This is a genomic window from Streptococcus sanguinis, assembly GCF_020729725.1.
In the GTDB taxonomy this organism is placed as follows: Bacteria; Bacillota; Bacilli; order Lactobacillales; family Streptococcaceae; genus Streptococcus; species Streptococcus sanguinis_V.
Window position 1 is genome coordinate 148612 of record NZ_JAJEPA010000015.1, and the last position, 17759, is coordinate 166370.

Below are 17759 nucleotides of genomic sequence, written 5' to 3' on the forward strand. Positions count from 1 at the left end.
GATGTGCGTCAGTGAGATTTTTCTTTTCTTTTCTTTCTATTCAAGGCCGGGTCTATATGGTAAAATAGATAGAGTGTTTGTTATTTTGAAAGAAATCATCCGTTTTCTGAGTTAATTACATTGAATATATATATATAAATCAAGGAGTATATCATGAAAAGAATAACTACAAAGGCTATTTTGGCAACAGCTCTAGTTTTGATTCTGCAAGGTTGCAGTCAGCAAAAGGCGGTAGAAAAGCCTAAAACTTCTGCTAGCCAAAGCCAATCTGTATCATCTAGTCAAGCCAGTTCTTCTAGTGAAGCAAGCTCTTCCAGCAGCCAAGAGAAACCGGTGAAGTCTGATGAGGAATCTTACCAAAAGGTTTTTGAAGACTATCGTTTGCTTTTGTCGAGCAATAGCTCTGATACTCAAGCGACAGAAAATCTTCGAAATCAGCTGCACTTCCCTCTAGAATACTGGACGGTAGATAATATATTAGCACAGCCAGATGCCCTTGCCTATAGCTTTCACGACCTCAATGGTGATGGGCAAAAGGAGCTCTTGGTTGGAGCTAAGTTTGGAGAAAACCCTTACCACTTAGTATCTCTTTATTACCTCAAAGGTCAGGAGCCAGCCTTGTTGGGAGAGTCACATGCAGCTAGTGTCGGAGGTTCTAGGGTAACTCTCTTTGTTTACCGAGACGGCCGTGTCTTAAGCTCTCACTGGCATTCTGGAAGCGGAAACGGTCAAGCAACCCTCTATCAGCTATCTAATCAGAATCAGGAGCCCGAAATCCTTCAGCAAATTGATTTCACAAAGACTGCAGATGCTGGCGAAAGCCAATTTGGTCTTAGCCAAGCTGACCGTTTAGATTTGGATAGTTTAACTTGGAAGAAATTCTAAGAGAAATCAATCTGGAATAAAATCTATAAAGTTGCTTTCAAAGCAGCTTTTTTCTATATTTTAACCCTGATTACATCCATTATAAGCTGAACTTTTCGAGTTGAATTGAAGAACAAGGTATAGTTATTAATAAAGAAAACACTTTCATAAAAAATTATCCTAAAAATCTTTAAAAAATTACTCAAATCCCTTGCAATGACTGGTTCTTTGTGTTAAGATATTATGGTGCTGTAAAAATACAGTGTGTAGCTTTGATGCAAGAGGTTGCGACACGCTCGGTTGCATTGCCACGCAATCACCTGTCGGTTTTCTTGTGGAGCTAGCCTATTATCTTAAATAGACGAAAAGGAGAAAAAGATGGCAAACAAAAAAATCCGCATCCGTTTGAAAGCTTACGAACATCGTACACTTGATACAGCGGCTGCAAAAATCGTAGAAACTGCTACTCGTACTGGTGCTGAAGTTGCGGGTCCAATCCCACTTCCAACTGAGCGCAGCCTCTACACAATCATTCGTGCGACTCACAAATACAAAGACTCTCGCGAACAATTTGAAATGCGTACTCACAAACGCTTGATCGATATCATCAACCCAACTCAAAAAACAGTTGACGCTTTGATGAAATTGGATCTTCCAAGTGGTGTGAACGTAGAGATTAAACTTTAATCTAAAGTTTGATCTAAACCGGAGCATGAAAAACGCTCGTTAAAAACTTTTTGAAAAAAATTATAGAAAAGGAAACATTTTCTCATGACAAAAGGAATCTTAGGGAAAAAAGTGGGAATGACTCAAATCTTCACTGAAGCTGGCGAATTAATCCCTGTAACTGTTGTTGAAGCAGCTCCAAACGTTGTTCTTCAAGTTAAAACAGTTGAAACAGATGGTTACAACGCAGTTCAAGTTGGTTTTGATGACCTTCGTGACGTATTGAGCAACAAACCTGCCAAAGGCCATGTAGCGAAAGCTAACACAGCTCCTAAGCGCTTCATTCGTGAATTCAAAAACATTGAAGGCTTGGAAGTAGGAGCAGAAATCACTGTCGATACATTCGAAGCTGGTGATGTTGTTGATGTAACAGGAACTTCAAAAGGTAAAGGTTTCCAAGGTGTTATTAAACGCCACGGCCAATCTCGTGGTCCAATGGCTCACGGTTCACGTTACCACCGTCGTCCTGGTTCAATGGGACCAGTTGCGCCAAACCGCGTGTTCAAAAACAAACGCTTGGCTGGACGTATGGGTGGCAACCGTGTAACGATTCAAAATCTTGAAATCGTACAAGTTGTTCCAGAAAAGAACGTTATCCTGATTAAAGGTAACGTACCAGGTGCTAAGAAATCTCTTATCACTATCAAGTCAGCAGTTAAAGCTGGTAAATAATAAAGAAAGGGGAAATCAGTCACAATGGCAAACGTAAAATTATTTGACCAAACTGGTAAAGAAGCTGGTGAAGTAGTTCTGAACGATGCGGTCTTTGGTGTTGAGCCAAATGAATCAGTTGTCTTTGATGTTATCATTAGCCAACGCGCTAGCCTTCGTCAAGGAACTCACGCTGTTAAAAACCGTTCTGCAGTATCAGGCGGCGGACGCAAACCATGGCGTCAAAAAGGAACTGGACGTGCTCGTCAAGGTTCTATCCGCTCTCCACAATGGCGTGGCGGTGGTATCGTATTCGGTCCAACTCCTCGTTCATATGCTTACAAACTTCCACGTAAAGTTCGTAGATTGGCATTGAAATCAGTTTACTCTGAAAAAGTTGCTGAAAACAAATTCGTAGCTGTAGACAGCCTTTCATTTACAGCTCCAAAAACTGCTGAGTTTGCAAAAGTGCTTGCTGCACTGAGCATCGATACAAAAGTTCTTGTTATCCTTGAAGAAGGAAACGAATTCGCTGCACTTTCAGCTCGCAACCTTCCAAACGTGAAAGTTGCAACTGCAACAACTGCAAGCGTTCTGGACATCGTAAACAGCGATAAACTTCTGGTTACTCAGGCAGCTATCTCTAAAATTGAGGAGGTTCTTGCATAATGAATTTGTACGACGTAATCAAAAAACCTGTTATCACTGAAGGCTCAATGGCTCAGTACGAAGCAGGCAAATACGTATTTGAAGTGGACACTCGCGCTCACAAGCTCTTGATCAAGCAAGCTGTTGAAGCTGCTTTTGAAGGAGTTAAGGTTGCTAACGTTAACACTATCAATGTAAAACCAAAAGCAAAACGTGTTGGACGCTACACTGGTTTTACAAACAAAACTAAAAAAGCTATCGTAACACTGACAGCTGATTCTAAAGCAATCGAGTTGTTCGGTGCAGAAGAAGAATAATCTAAGGAGGAAATATCGTGGGAATTCGTGTTTATAAACCAACAACAAACGGTCGCCGTAATATGACTTCTTTGGATTTCGCTGAAATCACTACCAGCACTCCAGAAAAATCTTTGCTTGTTTCTTTGAAGAGCAAGGCTGGTCGTAATAACAACGGTCGCATCACTGTTCGTCACCAAGGTGGCGGCCACAAGCGTCACTATCGTTTGATTGACTTCAAGCGTAACAAAGACGCTGTTGAAGCAGTTGTAAAAACAATCGAGTATGATCCAAATCGTTCAGCAAACATCGCTTTGGTTCACTACACTGACGGTGTGAAGGCTTATATCATCGCTCCTAAAGGTCTTGAAGTTGGTCAACGTATCGTTTCAGGTCCTGAAGCAGATATCAAAGTCGGAAACGCTCTTCCGCTTGCTAACATCCCAGTTGGTACTTTGGTTCACAACATTGAGTTGAAGCCAGGCCGCGGTGGAGAATTGGTTCGTGCTGCTGGAGCTTCTGCTCAAGTATTGGGTCAAGAAGGCAAGTACACACTTGTTCGTCTTCAATCAGGCGAAGTTCGTATGATTCTTGGTACTTGCCGCGCTACAGTTGGTGTTGTCGGAAACGAACAACATGGACTTGTAAATCTTGGTAAAGCAGGACGTAGCCGTTGGAAAGGTATCCGCCCAACAGTTCGCGGTTCTGTAATGAACCCTAACGATCACCCACACGGTGGTGGTGAAGGTAAAGCACCAGTTGGTCGTAAAGCGCCATCTACTCCATGGGGCAAACCTGCTCTTGGACTTAAAACTCGTAACAAAAAAGCGAAATCTGACAAACTTATCGTTCGTCGTCGCAACGAGAAATAATTTAAAACAATCTATCCGCCAGCTCGGTAGCGCTGCTTAGTCAGCGCAGGCCGCTGTGGTACTTATTTAAAGGAGAAAATATAAAATGGGACGCAGTCTTAAAAAAGGACCTTTCGTCGATGAGCATCTGATGAAGAAAGTTGAAGCTCAAGCTAACGACGAAAAGAAAAAAGTCATCAAAACTTGGTCACGTCGTTCAACGATCTTCCCAAGTTTCATTGGTTACACAATCGCAGTTTATGACGGACGTAAACACGTGCCTGTTTACATCCAGGAAGACATGGTAGGTCACAAGCTTGGTGAATTTGCGCCAACTCGTACTTACAAGGGTCACGCTGCAGACGACAAGAAAACACGTAGAAAATAAGGAGAACATAAATGGCAGAAATTACTTCAGCTAAAGCAATGGCTCGTACAGTGCGTGTTTCACCTCGTAAATCTCGTCTGGTTCTTGACAATATTCGTGGTAAAAACGTCGCTGACGCAATCGCAATCTTGAAATTCACTCCAAACAAAGCTGCTGGCATTATCGAAAAAGTTTTGAACTCTGCAATCGCTAATGCTGAAAACAACTTTGGTTTGGAAAAAGCAAACTTGGTAGTATCTGAAGCTTTCGCAAACGAAGGACCAACTATGAAACGTTTCCGTCCGCGCGCTAAAGGTTCAGCTTCACCAATAAACAAACGCACAAGCCACATTACTGTGGTTGTTGCAGAAAAATAAGGAGGTAACATCGTGGGTCAAAAAGTACATCCAATTGGTATGCGTGTCGGCATCATCCGTGATTGGGATGCCAAATGGTATGCTGAAAAAGAATACGCGGATTACCTTCATGAAGATCTTGCAATCCGTAAATTCGTTCAAAAAGAATTGGCTGACGCAGCGATTTCAACTATTGAAATTGAGCGCGCAGTAAACAAAGTAAACGTTTCTCTTCACACTGCTAAGCCAGGTATGGTTATCGGTAAAGGTGGAGCAAACGTTGATGCACTCCGTGCAAAACTCAACAAATTGACTGGAAAACAAGTCCACATCAACATCATCGAAATCAAGCGTCCTGACTTGGATGCGCATCTGGTTGGTGAAGGAATTGCTCGCCAGCTTGAGCAGCGTGTTGCTTTCCGTCGTGCTCAAAAACAAGCTATCCAACGTACAATGCGTGCAGGAGCTAAAGGAATCAAAACTCAAGTATCAGGTCGTTTGAACGGTGCAGATATCGCCCGTAGCGAAGGTTACTCTGAGGGAACTGTTCCGCTTCACACTCTTCGTGCGGATATCGATTACGCTTGGGAAGAAGCTGATACTACTTACGGTAAACTGGGTGTTAAAGTCTGGATCTACCGTGGAGAGGTCCTTCCAGCTCGTAAAAACACTAAAGGAGGTAAATAACCAATGTTAGTACCTAAACGTGTTAAACACCGTCGCGAATTCCGTGGAAAAATGCGCGGTGAAGCTAAAGGCGGAAAAGAAGTAGCATTTGGAGAATACGGTCTTCAAGCAACTACTAGCCACTGGATCACTAACCGCCAAATCGAAGCTGCCCGTATCGCTATGACTCGTTACATGAAGCGTGGTGGTAAAGTTTGGATTAAAATCTTCCCACACAAATCATACACTGCAAAAGCTATCGGTGTACGGATGGGATCTGGTAAAGGTGCTCCAGAAGGTTGGGTTGCGCCAGTTAAGCGTGGCAAAGTAATGTTTGAAGTTGCTGGCGTTTCAGAAGAAATCGCTCGCGAAGCGCTTCGCCTTGCAAGCCACAAACTTCCAGTTAAATGTAAATTCGTAAAACGTGAAGCAGAATAAGGAGAAGGCATGAAACTTAATGAAGTAAAAGAATTTGTTAAAGAACTTCGTGGTCTTTCTCAAGAAGAACTCGCGAAGCGTGAAAATGAATTGAAGAAAGAATTGTTTGATCTTCGTTTCCAAGCAGCTGCTGGCCAATTGGAGCAGACAGCTCGCCTGAAAGAAGTGAAAAAACAAATCGCTCGTATCAAAACTGTTCAATCAGAAGTTAAATAATAGACTAGGGAAGGAGAATTTCAATGGAACGCAATAATCGTAAAGTTCTTGTCGGACGCGTTGTTTCTGACAAAATGGACAAAACAATCACAGTTGTAGTTGAAACTAAACGTAACCACCCAGTCTATGGTAAACGTATTAACTACTCTAAGAAGTACAAAGCACATGACGAAAACAATGTTGCCAAAGAAGGCGATATCGTTCGTATCATGGAAACTCGTCCGCTTTCAGCTACAAAACGCTTCCGTCTTGTAGAAGTCGTTGAAGAAGCGGTTATCATCTAATCAAACCAGAAAGGAGAAAACTTAAATGATTCAAACAGAAACTCGTTTGAAAGTTGCCGACAACAGCGGCGCTCGCGAAATCTTGACAATCAAAGTTCTTGGTGGCTCAGGACGTAAGTTCGCTAACATCGGTGATGTAATCGTTGCGTCTGTAAAACAAGCTACTCCTGGTGGTGCGGTTAAGAAAGGTGACGTTGTAAAAGCTGTTATCGTTCGTACTAAATCAGGTGCTCGTCGTAAAGATGGTTCATACATCAAATTTGACGAAAACGCTGCAGTCATCATCCGTGAAGACAAAACTCCTCGCGGAACTCGTATCTTCGGTCCAGTTGCTCGCGAATTGCGTGACGGCGGCTTCATGAAGATCGTATCATTGGCTCCAGAAGTACTTTAATCAAAATTAACAAACACAGTCCCCTGACAAAAGTCAGGGTGCCCCTATGGGCGTAAGAATTAAGAGGAGAAATAAATGTTTGTAAAAAAAGGCGACAAAGTTCGCGTAATTGCTGGTAAAGACAAGGGTGTAGAAGCGCTTGTTGTTACAGCTCTTCCAAAAGTAAACAAAGTTGTTGTTGAAGGTGTAAACATCGTTAAGAAACACCAAAAGCCAAATAACGAAAACCCTCAAGGTGCTATCGTGGAAAAAGAAGCACCAATCCATGTGTCAAACGTTCAAGTACTTGACAAGAATGGTGTTGCAGGACGTGTTGGCTACAAGTTTGTAGACGGCAAAAAAGTTCGTTACAATAAAAAATCAGGCGAAGTGCTTGACTAATCACGAAGGAAAGGAGAAGTATAATGGCAAATCGTTTAAAAGAAAAATATCTTAAAGAAGTAGTTCCTGCTTTGACTGAAAAGTTCAACTACTCATCTGTTATGGCTGTGCCAAAAGTGGATAAAATCGTTTTGAACATGGGTGTCGGTGACGCTGTATCAAACGCTAAAAACCTTGAAAAAGCTGCTGAAGAATTGGCTCTTATCTCAGGTCAAAAACCACTTATCACTAAAGCTAAAAAATCAATCGCCGGCTTCCGTCTTCGTGAAGGTGTAGCGATCGGTGCTAAAGTAACCCTTCGTGGCGAACGTATGTATGAATTCTTGGATAAATTGGTTTCAGTTTCTCTTCCACGTGTTCGTGACTTCCACGGTGTTCCAACAAAATCTTTTGATGGACGCGGAAACTACACACTTGGTGTGAAAGAACAATTGATCTTCCCAGAAATCAACTTTGATGACGTTGATAAGACTCGCGGTCTTGACATCGTTATCGTAACAACTGCTAACACTGACGAAGAGTCACGCGAATTGCTTACAGGCCTTGGAATGCCTTTTGCAAAATAATATAGGAGGTAAAACAAATGGCTAAAAAATCAATGATTGCTAAGAACAAACGCCCAGCTAAGTTCTCTACGCAAGCTTATACTCGTTGTGAAAAATGTGGCCGTCCACATTCCGTTTACCGCAAGTTTAAACTTTGCCGTGTTTGCTTCCGTGAATTAGCATACAAAGGACAAATCCCTGGCGTTACCAAAGCATCTTGGTAATTCTAGCTTCCAATTCCGTTATGATTCCGCGTTATCGGTTTTTGCCTAACTTTAGTTATGCCTGCAAGCCGATGCCTAGACTCACTTAGGAATTGAAACCTAGAAACATATTCTGAGCCTAGCTCAATCATTAACTAGCAAGTGCAGCTTGCAAACTACTAGTAAGAGGAGAAATATAAAATGGTTATGACTGACCCAATTGCAGACTTTCTGACACGTATCCGTAATGCTAACCAAGCAAACCACGAAGTGCTTGAAGTGCCTGCATCAAACATCAAAAAAGGGATTGCTGAAATCCTGAAGCGTGAAGGTTTTGTAAAAAACGTTGAAATCATTGAAGATGACAAACAAGGCATCATCCGTGTATTCCTTAAATACGGACAAAATGGTGAAAAAGTTATCACTGGTTTGAAACGTGTTTCAAAACCAGGTCTGCGTGTTTACAAGAAACGCGACGATCTTCCAAAAGTTCTGAACGGACTTGGAATTGCTATCCTTTCAACATCTGAAGGCTTGCTGACTGATAAAGAAGCACGCCAAAAGAATGTTGGTGGAGAGGTTATCGCTTACGTTTGGTAATATTTAGCTCCCAATTTCTTTGTGACTCTTCGTTATCGTCTCTTGCCTAACCCAAAGTTATGTCTGCGAGACGATGCCTAGATTCACTTTGAAATTGAAACCTAAATGTTCCTTTAAATCGAGAAATCGATTTAAGCCCCGTGAAAACTGGTCGCTTGCGGCCTGACAATCTAACAGGAGAATATATACATGTCACGTATTGGTAATAAAGTTATCGTGTTGCCTGCTGGTGTTGAAATCAGCAACAAAGATAACGTTGTAACTGTAAAAGGACCTAAAGGAGAACTGACTCGTGAGTTCTCAAAAGATATTGAAATCCGTGTGGAAGGAACTGAAGTAACTCTTCACCGTCCAAACGATTCAAAAGAAATGAAAACAATCCACGGAACAACTCGTGCCCTTTTGAACAACATGGTTGTTGGTGTATCAGAAGGATTCAAGAAAGAACTTGAAATGCGTGGGGTTGGTTACCGTGCACAACTTCAAGGTAAAAAGCTTGTACTTTCAGTTGGTAAATCTCATCCAGACGAAGTAGAAGCACCAGAAGGCATCACTTTTGAACTTCCAAACCCAACAACTATCGTTGTCAGCGGAATTTCAAAAGAAGTAGTTGGACAAACTGCAGCTTACGTACGTAGCCTGCGTGCTCCAGAGCCATACAAAGGTAAAGGTATCCGCTACGTTGGTGAATTCGTTCGCCGTAAAGAAGGTAAAACTGGTAAATAATCTTGTCTGGCTGATTTTCTCGGCCAAACAAGCTGTTTCCCAAGGTTGTGCATAAGCACAAGATTAAAATTAAGAGGTGAAAATTGTGATTACGAAACCAGATAAAAATAAAATCCGCCAGAAACGCCACCGTCGCGTTCGCGGAAAACTCTCTGGAACTGCTGATCGCCCACGTTTGAACGTATTCCGTTCTAATACAGGCATCTACGCTCAAGTGATTGATGACGTAGCGGGTGTAACGCTCGCAAGCGCTTCAACTCTTGACAAAGAAGTTTCAAAAGGAACTAAAACAGAACAAGCCGTTGTTGTTGGTAAGCTCGTTGCTGAACGTGCAGTTGCTAAAGGTATTTCTGAAGTCGTCTTCGACCGCGGTGGATATCTCTATCACGGACGTGTAAAAGCTTTGGCTGATGCAGCTCGTGAAAACGGATTGAAATTCTAAGAGGAGGACACTAGAAAATGGCATTTAAAGACAACGCAGTTGAACTTGAAGAACGTTTAGTTGCCATCAACCGTGTTACAAAAGTTGTTAAAGGTGGACGTCGTCTTCGCTTTGCAGCTCTTGTAGTTGTTGGTGATCGCAATGGTCGTGTTGGCTTCGGTACTGGTAAAGCTCAAGAAGTACCAGAAGCAATCCGCAAAGCAGTTGAAGATGCGAAGAAGAATTTGATTGAAGTACCAATGGTTGGGACAACCATTCCTCACGAAGTTCTTTCAGAATTTGGCGGAGCTAAAGTATTGCTTAAGCCAGCTGTTGAGGGTTCTGGAGTTGCTGCTGGTGGTGCAGTTCGTGCCGTCATCGAATTGGCAGGTGTAGCAGATGTTACATCTAAATCTCTTGGCTCTAACACACCAATCAACATCGTTCGCGCAACTGTTGAAGGTTTGAAACAATTAAAACGCGCTGAAGAAGTTGCTGCCCTTCGTGGTATTTCAGTTTCTGACTTGGCATAAGAAAGGGGATAATATGGCTCAAATTAAAATTACTTTGACTAAGTCTCCAATCGGACGCATCCCGTCACAACGTAAAACTGTTGTAGCACTTGGACTTGGCAAATTGAACAGCTCAGTTATCAAAGAAGATAACCCAGCAGTACGCGGTATGATTACTGCAGTATCACATTTGGTAACTGTTGAAGAAGTTAAATAAGCTTTGCTGGTTTAACAACTTTAAATTAAAATACGTTAGGGGATGGGATTTTCTCAGCCCCTAAAACTAAATATATGTATAGGCGAGTTTATATAGGAGACACCTTTTCTCCTATATGAGCGCTAGCATTTTACAAAAGAGGAGAAATAATATAATGAAACTTCATGAATTACAACCTGCTGCAGGTTCTCGTAAAGTCCGCAACCGTGTTGGTCGTGGTACTTCATCTGGTAACGGTAAAACATCTGGCCGTGGTCAAAAAGGTCAAAAAGCTCGTAGCGGTGGCGGCGTTCGCCTTGGTTTTGAAGGTGGACAAACTCCATTGTTCCGTCGTCTTCCAAAACGTGGTTTCTTGAACATCAACCGCAAAGAATATGCGATTGTTAACCTTGACCAACTGAACGCCTTTGAAGATGGCGCTGAAGTAACACCAGTTGTTCTCATCGAAGCAGGTATTGTAAAAGCTGAAAAATCAGGTATCAAGATTCTTGGTAACGGAGAATTGACAAAGAAATTGACTGTTAAGGCAGCTAAATTCTCTAAATCAGCTGAAGAAGCTATCACTGCTAAAGGTGGTTCAGTGGAAGTCATCTAAGCGAGGTGACCTATGTTTTTCAAACTATTAAAAGACGCATTTAAAATCAAACAGGTACGGTCTAAGATTCTGTTCACGATTTTTATCATCTTAGTTTTCCGTATCGGTACAACCATAACGGTTCCGGGGATTAATGCCAAAGCTTTGAGCAACTTGAATGATTTGCCATTCTTGAATATGCTGAGCTTGGTTTCTGGTAATGCCATGCGCAACTTCTCAGTCTTTGCTCTGGGGGTCAGTCCATACATCTCAGCATCTATCGTTGTTCAGTTGCTCCAAATGGACTTGCTTCCGAAGTTTGTAGAGTGGGGCAAGCAAGGGGAAGTAGGACGTAGGAAGCTGAATCAAGCGACTCGTTATATCGCCCTCATGTTGGCTTTTTTGCAGGCAATTGGGATTACCGCTGGTTTTGGCGCTCTCTCAAGAGCAAATCTTATTACAAATCCGAATGTACAGACCTATGTTTTGATTTACATTTTTCTAGCAACTGGTTCTATGATTGTGACTTGGCTGGGAGAGCAGATTACGGATAAGGGTTACGGTAACGGCGTTTCCATGATTATCTTTGCCGGTATCGTCTCTGCAATCCCTGATATGATTAAAGGTATCTATGAAGATTACTTTGTCAATATCCCTAGTGAACGCTTGACTTCATCTTTCATTTTTGTAGGAATTCTGATTGTGGCAGTCCTGCTTATCATTTACTTTACAACCTTTGTACAGCAGGCTGAATATAAAATTCCAGTTCAGTATACGAAAGTAGCTAAGGGTGCACCTTCTAGCTCCTATCTGCCACTGAAAGTCAATCCGGCTGGGGTTATTCCAGTAATCTTTGCCAGCTCGATTACAGCTGCACCGGCAGCGATTTTCCAAGTTGTCAGTGCCTTGGGCTATGACGCAGATTGGGTTAAGACAGCTCAGTCACTTTTGGCAACAACGACCATTAGTGGTATGTTCATGTATGCCTTCCTGATTGTCCTCTTTACCTTCTTCTATACTTTTGTACAGATTAATCCAGAGAAGACAGCAGAAAATCTGCAAAAGAGCGGAGCCTACATTCCAGGTGTTCGTCCAGGTAAAGGAACAGAAGACTACATGTCTAAGCTGCTTCGTCGTTTGGCAACAGTGGGATCTCTCTTCCTAGGTTTCATTTCTATCCTGCCTATTTTGGCTAAAGATGTATTTGGATTGACAGATGCCGTTGCTCTTGGAGGAACCAGTCTCTTGATCATCATCTCAACCGGTATTGAGGGAATGAAACAGCTAGAAGGCTACCTGCTGAAGAGAAAGTATGTCGGCTTTATGGATACTTCAGAGTAAGGGACTTTTTGAATAGCTTTTCTAATGAGAAGCCCGTTCAGATAACCTTTCTTGAACCGAAAATAAACAAAATAAAAGGGGACAGAGTAGACTCACCCCCTTCTATTTTGTTTTTAAACGAGTTTATTAATCGGTTTAATAGATTGCTTTAAAAACAAAAAAGGAGACCAATCATGAATCTTTTGATTATGGGCTTACCAGGTGCTGGTAAAGGAACTCAAGCTGCTAAAATCGTTGAGAACTTCAATGTTGCGCATATTTCGACTGGAGATATGTTCCGTGCGGCGATTGCTAACCAAACAGAGATGGGCGTTTTAGCCAAGTCCTATATTGACAAGGGCGAGTTGGTTCCAGACCAAGTGACAAACGGCATTGTCAAAGAGCGCTTGAGCCAGGATGATATTAAGCAAACAGGCTTCCTCTTGGATGGCTATCCGCGCACGATTGAGCAAGCAAATGCCTTGGATCAAACTCTGGCAGAGCTTGATTTAGCTTTGGACGGCGTTATCAATATCGAAGTGGATCCTAACAGCTTGCTGGAGCGTTTGAGCGGTCGGATTATCCATCGTGAAACAGGCGAAACCTTCCACAAGGTCTTCAATCCGCCAGCAGACTACAAGGAAGAGGATTATTACCAGCGTGAAGATGATAAGCCTGAGACGGTTAAACGTCGTTTGGATGTCAATATTGCTCAGGGTCAGCCGATTATTGATCACTATCGCAGCAAAGGTCTGGTCCATGATATTCAAGGAAATCAGGATATTAATGATGTCTTCTCAGCTATCGAAAAAGTCTTGACAAATTTGAAATAAAAGCGTTTTTCCTGCTTGCAATATTTGACAAGTAGTGATACAATGAATTAGTCTGACTTATAATTGTTACCTCTGTGCTCAGAGGGATCAAATCGAAATTTATGGAGGTACTTTTGCGTGGCAAAAGACGATGTGATTGAGGTTGAAGGCAAGGTAGTTGATACAATGCCTAATGCAATGTTTACGGTTGAACTTGAAAATGGACATCAGATTTTAGCAACAGTTTCTGGTAAAATTCGTAAAAACTATATTCGTATTTTAGCGGGAGACCGTGTGACTGTAGAAATGAGTCCTTATGATTTGACACGTGGACGGATCACATACCGCTTTAAATAATCGAAAAACTTGGAGGGAAAAAATGAAAGTAAGACCATCGGTCAAACCAATTTGCGAATACTGCAAAGTTATTCGTCGTAATGGTCGTGTTATGGTAATTTGCCCAGCAAATCCAAAACACAAACAACGTCAAGGATAAGATAGAAAGGAGAAAAAATGGCTCGTATTGCTGGAGTTGACATTCCAAATGACAAACGTGTAGTCGTTTCACTGACTTATGTGTACGGTATCGGACTTCCAACTTCTAAGAAAATCTTGGCAGCTGCTGGAGTTTCAGAAGACATCCGTGTAAAAGATCTTACAATCGAACAAGAAGACGCTATCCGTCGTGAAGTAGATGCGATTAAAGTTGAAGGTGACCTTCGTCGTGAAGTAAACTTGAACATCAAACGTTTGATGGAAATCGGTTCATACCGTGGAATCCGTCACCGTCGTGGACTTCCTGTCCGTGGACAAAACACTAAAAATAACGCCCGCACTCGTAAAGGTAAAGCTGTTGCGATTGCAGGTAAGAAAAAATAATATAAGGAGGTAAAAAGTCTTGGCTAAACCAACACGTAAACGTCGTGTGAAGAAAAATATCGAATCCGGTATTGCTCATATTCACGCTACATTTAATAACACTATTGTTATGATTACTGATGTGCATGGTAACGCGATTGCTTGGTCATCTGCTGGAGCTCTTGGATTTAAAGGTTCTCGTAAATCTACACCATTTGCTGCCCAAATGGCATCTGAAGCAGCTGCTAAATCTGCACAGGAACACGGTCTGAAATCAGTTGAAGTTACTGTAAAAGGTCCAGGTTCTGGTCGTGAGTCTGCTATTCGTGCTCTTGCTGCCGCTGGTCTTGAAGTAACAGCTATTCGTGATGTGACTCCTGTACCACACAATGGTGCTCGTCCTCCAAAACGTCGCCGTGTATAATCACCAACCGTTACACTGCTTTTCGTTTAAGAGGGAGTATAGCAAATGATTGAGTTTGAAAAACCAAATATAACAAAAATTGATGAAAATAAAGATTATGGCAAGTTTGTAGTAGAGCCACTTGAGCGTGGTTATGGTACAACACTGGGAAATTCTCTTCGCCGTGTGCTTTTGGCTTCACTTCCAGGTGCTGCTGTTACTTCAATTAATATTGAAGGTGTGCTACACGAGTTTGATACAATTTCTGGTGTCCGCGAAGACGTGATGCAAATTATTCTGAACGTCAAAGGGATTGCTGTAAAATCTTACGTCCAAGACGAAAAGATTATTGAACTGGATGTTGAAGGACCAGCAGAAGTAACTGCCGGGGACATTTTAACAGACAGTGATATTGAAATTATAAACCCTGATCATTATCTCTTTACAATCGGAGAAGGTGCAAGCTTTAAGGCAACGATGACTGTCAATAGCGGTCGTGGTTATGTGCCTGCAGATGAAAATAAGAAAGATGATGCACCAGTGGGAACACTTGCGGTGGATTCTATCTATACGCCTGTGACAAAAGTTAATTACCAGGTTGAGCCAGCTCGTGTTGGTAGCAACGATGGTTTTGACAAACTAACCCTTGAAATTTTAACGAATGGAACAATTATTCCAGAAGATGCTTTGGGACTTTCAGCTCGCATCCTTACGGAACATTTGAATCTCTTCACTAATCTGACAGAAGTAGCTATCGCTGCAGACGTTATGAAGGAAGCAGAAAAGACTTCTGATGACCGCATTTTGGAACGGACCATCGAAGAATTAGATTTGTCAGTTCGCTCATACAACTGTTTGAAACGTGCAGGTATCAATACTGTATTTGATTTGACAGAAAAATCTGAGCCTGAAATGATGAAAGTTCGTAACTTGGGACGCAAGAGTCTGGAAGAAGTAAAAGTTAAACTTGCTGATCTCGGTCTGGGGTTAAAAAACGATAAATAAAGGAGGAATACATGGCTTACCGTAAACTAGGACGCACTAGCTCGCAACGTAAAGCGATGCTTCGCGATTTGACTACTGATTTGCTGATCAACGAATCAATCGTGACAACTGAAGCTCGTGCTAAAGAAATCCGTAAAACAGTAGAAAAAATGATTACATTGGGCAAACGTGGAGACTTGCACGCTCGTCGTCAAGCTGCAGCTTTTGTACGCAATGAAATCGCATCAGAAAACTATGATGAAGCAACAGAAAAGTATACTACAACTACTGCTCTTCAAAAATTGTTCTCTGAGATTGCACCACGCTATGCAGAGCGCAACGGTGGATATACTCGTATCCTGAAAACTGAACCGCGCCGTGGAGATGCTGCGCCAATGGCAATCATCGAATTAGTTTAAGATCATCAATCTTTGTTGAGTGTTATGATGATGGAATAGAATCTCTATTCTTAGTCTAGCTCTGGTCTACCGCTAGGATTCTTTCCTAGCGGGAACACTCATCATATAGTTGATAATAGGTAGACGCTTGTTTACGAAATTGCTTTTAAGGCAAAAACAATTTCGTAAGCAGGCGTTTTTGCATGAGGCTAGGAAAATACCTGAAATTTTGTTATAATACTTTAACACTATCAAAAATTTATAGGAAATGGAAATGATGGATTCAATCCAAATTTTAAAAGAACGCTATTTAAAGAATATCAAAGAAAATCCAACTGTCTACATTGGCATTGAGTTAGAATTTCCTATTGTCAATAGCCAGGGCGGAGCGACTGATACAAATGTTGCAAAAAATCTCTTGAAACGTCTGTTGGAAGAGTATGATTTTGAGTCGGAACGATTTGACAGAGACGGGAATCCCATTCAACTGAAATCTACTAAAAATGAAGACAGAATTCTTTTTGAGGTCTCTTACAATACTTTGGAATTTGCTTTTGCCAAGGCTTCCAGAATCCAAGAAGTTGAAGAGCGTTTTAAGAACTATCTGAGCATTATTCAGGCAATTCTACGCAAAGAAAACCATGAAATTCAAGGTAAAGGAATTCATCCTTTCTGGGCAGAAAATAATAATAGTCCAGTTAAGTATCCAAGATATGAAATGCTGATGCAGTATTTAGCTATGGGAAAGAACATGGATGGTCTGCACAATTATCCAGAATATGGTGCTTTTATTTGTGGGAGTCAGGTGCAGTTAGATGTTTCAAGAGAAAATTATTTAACTGTTATCAATGTCTTCAATCAAATTGAAGCTGCCAAGGCATACCTCTTTGCCAATTCAGAGTTTTCTGATTCTTCTTGGGATACAAAAATAGCTCGGGATATTTTCTGGGAACAATCAATGCATGGCATTTTACAGGAAAATGCGGGTGTGAATTCGAAAGATTTTCAAACTGAAGATGATTTTTTTACTTATCTTAGTAAATCAGCACTTTTCACTGCTGAACGAAATGGTCAATCCTACTATTTCTATCCGATAGCTGCTAATGAATACTTGAGCCAGAAAACTATTGAAGCTTATAGCCTTTCAGGTGAAAAAGCAAACTTGACTCCAAGGGAAGCAGACTTCAAGAATCACAGAAGTTACCAGTATCAAGATTTGACGACACGGGGGACAGTAGAGTTTCGGAGTGTCTGTACCCAACCTTTTGATAAAACCTTTTCTTCTGCTGCTTTTCATCTTGGTATTTTAGAAAACTTGGAAAATGTGAAAGCCTATTTACAAGACGCTCCCTTCTTTCAGGAGGAAGGCCGGGATTACAAAGCTTTAAGAAGAAAGTTTTCTAAAAAAGAGTTGTCTGCAAGTGAAAGAGAGCATATTTATGAATTCACAAAGAGTTTGCTTCAGCTGGCGAGAGCTGGTTTATTAGCTCGTCAACTAGGTGAGGAAGCTTATCTTCCCACTCTTTAATAGAGGCTAGCCTCTGATGAATAAAAAATTCTAGAAAACTTTTAATTTTTTTCAAAAAAGGTATTGACAGTTGGGTGGTATAGGTGATATACTAATATAGTTGTCGCGAAAGACAAAGCCCTTTGAAAACTGAACAAGACGAACCAAGTGCAGGGTGACATAGAGATATGTAACCTGTCAAAAAAACGAAAATAAATCTGTCAGTGGACAGTAATGAGTGCAAACTCAAACTTTTTAATGAGAGTTTGATCCTGGCTCAGGACGAACGCTGGCGGCGTGCCTAATACATGCAAGTAGAACGCTGAAGAGAGGAGCTTGCTCTTCTTGGATGAGTTGCGAACGGGTGAGTAACGCGTAGGTAACCTGCCTGGTAGCGGGGGATAACTATTGGAAACGATAGCTAATACCGCATAAAATTGATTATTGCATGATAATTAATTGAAAGATGCAATTGCATCACTACCAGATGGACCTGCGTTGTATTAGCTAGTTGGTGAGGTAACGGCTCACCAAGGCGACG

General features: G+C 41.6%; 31 protein-coding genes and 1 rRNA gene. All 32 read left to right on the plus strand.

From position 1 onward, the window contains the following. The first annotated feature begins 153 nt into the window (after window positions 1-153). Entirely contained in the window at window positions 154-885 is a 732-nt protein-coding gene (locus K4I03_RS09810) for a hypothetical protein (RefSeq protein ID WP_227965083.1), read from the plus strand. 357 nt (window positions 886-1242) lie between these two features. Continuing rightward, window positions 1243-1551, plus strand: a complete 309-nt coding sequence (gene rpsJ, locus K4I03_RS09815; protein ID WP_002894478.1) for a 30S ribosomal protein S10 — start codon at window positions 1243-1245, stop codon at window positions 1549-1551. An 84-nt stretch (window positions 1552-1635) separates the two neighbouring features. After that, a complete protein-coding gene (gene rplC / locus K4I03_RS09820) occupies window positions 1636-2262 on the plus strand; it encodes a 50S ribosomal protein L3 (RefSeq protein ID WP_002894479.1) in 627 nt (208 codons plus the stop codon). A gap of 24 nt (window positions 2263-2286) precedes the next feature. Further along, on the plus strand, window positions 2287-2910 hold the full coding sequence (gene rplD, locus K4I03_RS09825) for a 50S ribosomal protein L4 (protein WP_227965085.1): 624 nt from the start codon (window positions 2287-2289) through the stop codon (window positions 2908-2910). After that, window positions 2910-3206, plus strand: a complete 297-nt coding sequence (locus K4I03_RS09830; protein ID WP_002894481.1) for a 50S ribosomal protein L23 — start codon at window positions 2910-2912, stop codon at window positions 3204-3206. Before rplD ends, K4I03_RS09830 begins: the two co-directional genes overlap by 1 nt. A 17-nt stretch (window positions 3207-3223) precedes the next feature. Then, entirely contained in the window at window positions 3224-4057 is an 834-nt protein-coding gene (rplB, locus tag K4I03_RS09835) for a 50S ribosomal protein L2 (RefSeq protein WP_002894482.1), read from the plus strand. Between the two features lie 85 nt (window positions 4058-4142). Further along, on the plus strand, window positions 4143-4424 hold the full coding sequence (gene rpsS, locus K4I03_RS09840; RefSeq protein WP_000533766.1) for a 30S ribosomal protein S19: 282 nt from the start codon (window positions 4143-4145) through the stop codon (window positions 4422-4424). Between the two features lie 11 nt (window positions 4425-4435). After that, window positions 4436-4780 (plus strand): 50S ribosomal protein L22, encoded by a 345-nt coding sequence (gene rplV, locus K4I03_RS09845; protein ID WP_002894484.1) that lies wholly within the window; start codon window positions 4436-4438, stop codon window positions 4778-4780. A gap of 12 nt (window positions 4781-4792) precedes the next feature. Further along, window positions 4793-5446 carry a 30S ribosomal protein S3 gene (gene rpsC, locus K4I03_RS09850; protein ID WP_002894486.1) on the plus strand — a complete coding sequence of 218 codons (654 nt, stop codon included), beginning with the start codon at window positions 4793-4795 and terminating at the stop codon, window positions 5444-5446. A gap of 3 nt (window positions 5447-5449) precedes the next feature. Then, window positions 5450-5863, plus strand: coding sequence for a 50S ribosomal protein L16 (rplP, locus tag K4I03_RS09855; RefSeq protein ID WP_000960948.1), 414 nt, complete (start codon window positions 5450-5452; stop codon window positions 5861-5863). 9 nt (window positions 5864-5872) lie between these two features. After that, a complete protein-coding gene (gene rpmC / locus K4I03_RS09860) occupies window positions 5873-6079 on the plus strand; it encodes a 50S ribosomal protein L29 (RefSeq protein WP_002894488.1) in 207 nt (68 codons plus the stop codon). Window positions 6080-6102: 23 nt separating this feature from the next. After that, a complete protein-coding gene (gene rpsQ / locus K4I03_RS09865) occupies window positions 6103-6363 on the plus strand; it encodes a 30S ribosomal protein S17 (RefSeq protein WP_000440801.1) in 261 nt (86 codons plus the stop codon). 25 nt (window positions 6364-6388) lie between these two features. Beyond that, the gene (rplN, locus tag K4I03_RS09870) at window positions 6389-6757 is read left to right on the plus strand and encodes a 50S ribosomal protein L14 (RefSeq protein ID WP_002894494.1); all 369 of its coding nucleotides are present in this window, start codon (window positions 6389-6391) and stop codon (window positions 6755-6757) included. Window positions 6758-6832: 75 nt separating this feature from the next. Continuing rightward, the gene (gene rplX, locus K4I03_RS09875; RefSeq protein WP_002894497.1) at window positions 6833-7138 is read left to right on the plus strand and encodes a 50S ribosomal protein L24; all 306 of its coding nucleotides are present in this window, start codon (window positions 6833-6835) and stop codon (window positions 7136-7138) included. 23 nt (window positions 7139-7161) lie between these two features. Further along, complete coding sequence (gene rplE, locus K4I03_RS09880) at window positions 7162-7704, plus strand: 50S ribosomal protein L5 (RefSeq protein WP_002894499.1); 543 nt, start codon at window positions 7162-7164, stop codon at window positions 7702-7704. A 17-nt stretch (window positions 7705-7721) separates the two neighbouring features. Beyond that, a complete protein-coding gene (locus tag K4I03_RS09885) occupies window positions 7722-7907 on the plus strand; it encodes a type Z 30S ribosomal protein S14 (RefSeq protein WP_001085697.1) in 186 nt (61 codons plus the stop codon). A gap of 180 nt (window positions 7908-8087) precedes the next feature. Next, complete coding sequence (gene rpsH, locus K4I03_RS09890) at window positions 8088-8486, plus strand: 30S ribosomal protein S8 (protein WP_002898725.1); 399 nt, start codon at window positions 8088-8090, stop codon at window positions 8484-8486. Between the two features lie 189 nt (window positions 8487-8675). Further along, window positions 8676-9212: a 50S ribosomal protein L6 gene (gene rplF, locus K4I03_RS09895; protein ID WP_002894503.1), complete on the plus strand. Its 537-nt coding sequence runs from the start codon at window positions 8676-8678 to the stop codon at window positions 9210-9212. A gap of 85 nt (window positions 9213-9297) precedes the next feature. Beyond that, complete coding sequence (rplR, locus tag K4I03_RS09900) at window positions 9298-9654, plus strand: 50S ribosomal protein L18 (protein ID WP_009659213.1); 357 nt, start codon at window positions 9298-9300, stop codon at window positions 9652-9654. 17 nt (window positions 9655-9671) lie between these two features. Then, entirely contained in the window at window positions 9672-10166 is a 495-nt protein-coding gene (gene rpsE / locus K4I03_RS09905) for a 30S ribosomal protein S5 (RefSeq protein WP_002894506.1), read from the plus strand. 13 nt (window positions 10167-10179) lie between these two features. Beyond that, window positions 10180-10362, plus strand: coding sequence for a 50S ribosomal protein L30 (gene rpmD / locus K4I03_RS09910; protein WP_002894509.1), 183 nt, complete (start codon window positions 10180-10182; stop codon window positions 10360-10362). A 154-nt stretch (window positions 10363-10516) separates the two neighbouring features. Further along, window positions 10517-10957 (plus strand): 50S ribosomal protein L15, encoded by a 441-nt coding sequence (gene rplO, locus K4I03_RS09915; RefSeq protein WP_002901833.1) that lies wholly within the window; start codon window positions 10517-10519, stop codon window positions 10955-10957. 12 nt (window positions 10958-10969) lie between these two features. Further along, window positions 10970-12277: a preprotein translocase subunit SecY gene (secY, locus tag K4I03_RS09920; protein WP_227965087.1), complete on the plus strand. Its 1308-nt coding sequence runs from the start codon at window positions 10970-10972 to the stop codon at window positions 12275-12277. A 173-nt stretch (window positions 12278-12450) separates the two neighbouring features. Next, complete coding sequence (locus K4I03_RS09925; RefSeq protein WP_227965089.1) at window positions 12451-13089, plus strand: adenylate kinase; 639 nt, start codon at window positions 12451-12453, stop codon at window positions 13087-13089. Between the two features lie 117 nt (window positions 13090-13206). Further along, complete coding sequence (gene infA / locus K4I03_RS09930) at window positions 13207-13425, plus strand: translation initiation factor IF-1 (RefSeq protein WP_001029883.1); 219 nt, start codon at window positions 13207-13209, stop codon at window positions 13423-13425. A gap of 22 nt (window positions 13426-13447) precedes the next feature. Next, entirely contained in the window at window positions 13448-13564 is a 117-nt protein-coding gene (rpmJ, locus tag K4I03_RS09935; RefSeq protein ID WP_001808836.1) for a 50S ribosomal protein L36, read from the plus strand. A gap of 17 nt (window positions 13565-13581) precedes the next feature. Beyond that, entirely contained in the window at window positions 13582-13947 is a 366-nt protein-coding gene (gene rpsM, locus K4I03_RS09940; protein ID WP_002894516.1) for a 30S ribosomal protein S13, read from the plus strand. Between the two features lie 19 nt (window positions 13948-13966). Next, the gene (gene rpsK, locus K4I03_RS09945; protein ID WP_001118385.1) at window positions 13967-14350 is read left to right on the plus strand and encodes a 30S ribosomal protein S11; all 384 of its coding nucleotides are present in this window, start codon (window positions 13967-13969) and stop codon (window positions 14348-14350) included. A gap of 45 nt (window positions 14351-14395) precedes the next feature. Then, window positions 14396-15334: a DNA-directed RNA polymerase subunit alpha gene (locus K4I03_RS09950; protein ID WP_002894519.1), complete on the plus strand. Its 939-nt coding sequence runs from the start codon at window positions 14396-14398 to the stop codon at window positions 15332-15334. Window positions 15335-15345: 11 nt separating this feature from the next. Next, window positions 15346-15732 carry a 50S ribosomal protein L17 gene (rplQ, locus tag K4I03_RS09955; protein ID WP_002894521.1) on the plus strand — a complete coding sequence of 129 codons (387 nt, stop codon included), beginning with the start codon at window positions 15346-15348 and terminating at the stop codon, window positions 15730-15732. A 247-nt stretch (window positions 15733-15979) separates the two neighbouring features. Continuing rightward, entirely contained in the window at window positions 15980-17239 is a 1260-nt protein-coding gene (locus K4I03_RS09960) for a gamma-glutamylcysteine synthetase (protein ID WP_227965091.1), read from the plus strand. A 233-nt stretch (window positions 17240-17472) separates the two neighbouring features. After that, a 16S ribosomal RNA gene (locus K4I03_RS09965) occupies window positions 17473-17759 on the plus strand; the annotation flags it as partial.

Excerpts from the sequence above, each read along its gene's own strand:
- K4I03_RS09830 (WP_002894481.1), top strand. The coding sequence starts at position 2,910 with ATGAATTTGTACGACGTAATCAAAAAACCTGTTATCACTGAAGGCTCA.
- rplC (WP_002894479.1), top strand. The coding sequence starts at position 1,636 with ATGACAAAAGGAATCTTAGGGAAAAAAGTGGGAATGACTCAAATCTTC.
- K4I03_RS09950 (WP_002894519.1), top strand. The coding sequence starts at position 14,396 with ATGATTGAGTTTGAAAAACCAAATATAACAAAAATTGATGAAAATAAA.
- rpmJ (WP_001808836.1), top strand. The coding sequence starts at position 13,448 with ATGAAAGTAAGACCATCGGTCAAACCAATTTGCGAATACTGCAAAGTT.
- rplF (WP_002894503.1), top strand. The coding sequence starts at position 8,676 with ATGTCACGTATTGGTAATAAAGTTATCGTGTTGCCTGCTGGTGTTGAA.
- rplV (WP_002894484.1), top strand. The coding sequence starts at position 4,436 with ATGGCAGAAATTACTTCAGCTAAAGCAATGGCTCGTACAGTGCGTGTT.
- rplP (WP_000960948.1), top strand. The coding sequence starts at position 5,450 with ATGTTAGTACCTAAACGTGTTAAACACCGTCGCGAATTCCGTGGAAAA.
- secY (WP_227965087.1), top strand. The coding sequence starts at position 10,970 with ATGTTTTTCAAACTATTAAAAGACGCATTTAAAATCAAACAGGTACGG.
- rpmD (WP_002894509.1), top strand. The coding sequence starts at position 10,180 with ATGGCTCAAATTAAAATTACTTTGACTAAGTCTCCAATCGGACGCATC.
- rplN (WP_002894494.1), top strand. The coding sequence starts at position 6,389 with ATGATTCAAACAGAAACTCGTTTGAAAGTTGCCGACAACAGCGGCGCT.
- rpsE (WP_002894506.1), top strand. The coding sequence starts at position 9,672 with ATGGCATTTAAAGACAACGCAGTTGAACTTGAAGAACGTTTAGTTGCC.
- rpmC (WP_002894488.1), top strand. The coding sequence starts at position 5,873 with ATGAAACTTAATGAAGTAAAAGAATTTGTTAAAGAACTTCGTGGTCTT.
- rplX (WP_002894497.1), top strand. The coding sequence starts at position 6,833 with ATGTTTGTAAAAAAAGGCGACAAAGTTCGCGTAATTGCTGGTAAAGAC.
- rpsQ (WP_000440801.1), top strand. The coding sequence starts at position 6,103 with ATGGAACGCAATAATCGTAAAGTTCTTGTCGGACGCGTTGTTTCTGAC.
- K4I03_RS09925 (WP_227965089.1), top strand. The coding sequence starts at position 12,451 with ATGAATCTTTTGATTATGGGCTTACCAGGTGCTGGTAAAGGAACTCAA.
- rplO (WP_002901833.1), top strand. The coding sequence starts at position 10,517 with ATGAAACTTCATGAATTACAACCTGCTGCAGGTTCTCGTAAAGTCCGC.
- K4I03_RS09810 (WP_227965083.1), top strand. The coding sequence starts at position 154 with ATGAAAAGAATAACTACAAAGGCTATTTTGGCAACAGCTCTAGTTTTG.
- rpsM (WP_002894516.1), top strand. The coding sequence starts at position 13,582 with ATGGCTCGTATTGCTGGAGTTGACATTCCAAATGACAAACGTGTAGTC.
- rpsH (WP_002898725.1), top strand. The coding sequence starts at position 8,088 with ATGGTTATGACTGACCCAATTGCAGACTTTCTGACACGTATCCGTAAT.
- rplD (WP_227965085.1), top strand. The coding sequence starts at position 2,287 with ATGGCAAACGTAAAATTATTTGACCAAACTGGTAAAGAAGCTGGTGAA.
- rpsS (WP_000533766.1), top strand. The coding sequence starts at position 4,143 with ATGGGACGCAGTCTTAAAAAAGGACCTTTCGTCGATGAGCATCTGATG.
- K4I03_RS09960 (WP_227965091.1), top strand. The coding sequence starts at position 15,980 with ATGGAAATGATGGATTCAATCCAAATTTTAAAAGAACGCTATTTAAAG.
- K4I03_RS09885 (WP_001085697.1), top strand. The coding sequence starts at position 7,722 with ATGGCTAAAAAATCAATGATTGCTAAGAACAAACGCCCAGCTAAGTTC.
- rpsJ (WP_002894478.1), top strand. The coding sequence starts at position 1,243 with ATGGCAAACAAAAAAATCCGCATCCGTTTGAAAGCTTACGAACATCGT.
- rplQ (WP_002894521.1), top strand. The coding sequence starts at position 15,346 with ATGGCTTACCGTAAACTAGGACGCACTAGCTCGCAACGTAAAGCGATG.
- rplE (WP_002894499.1), top strand. The coding sequence starts at position 7,162 with ATGGCAAATCGTTTAAAAGAAAAATATCTTAAAGAAGTAGTTCCTGCT.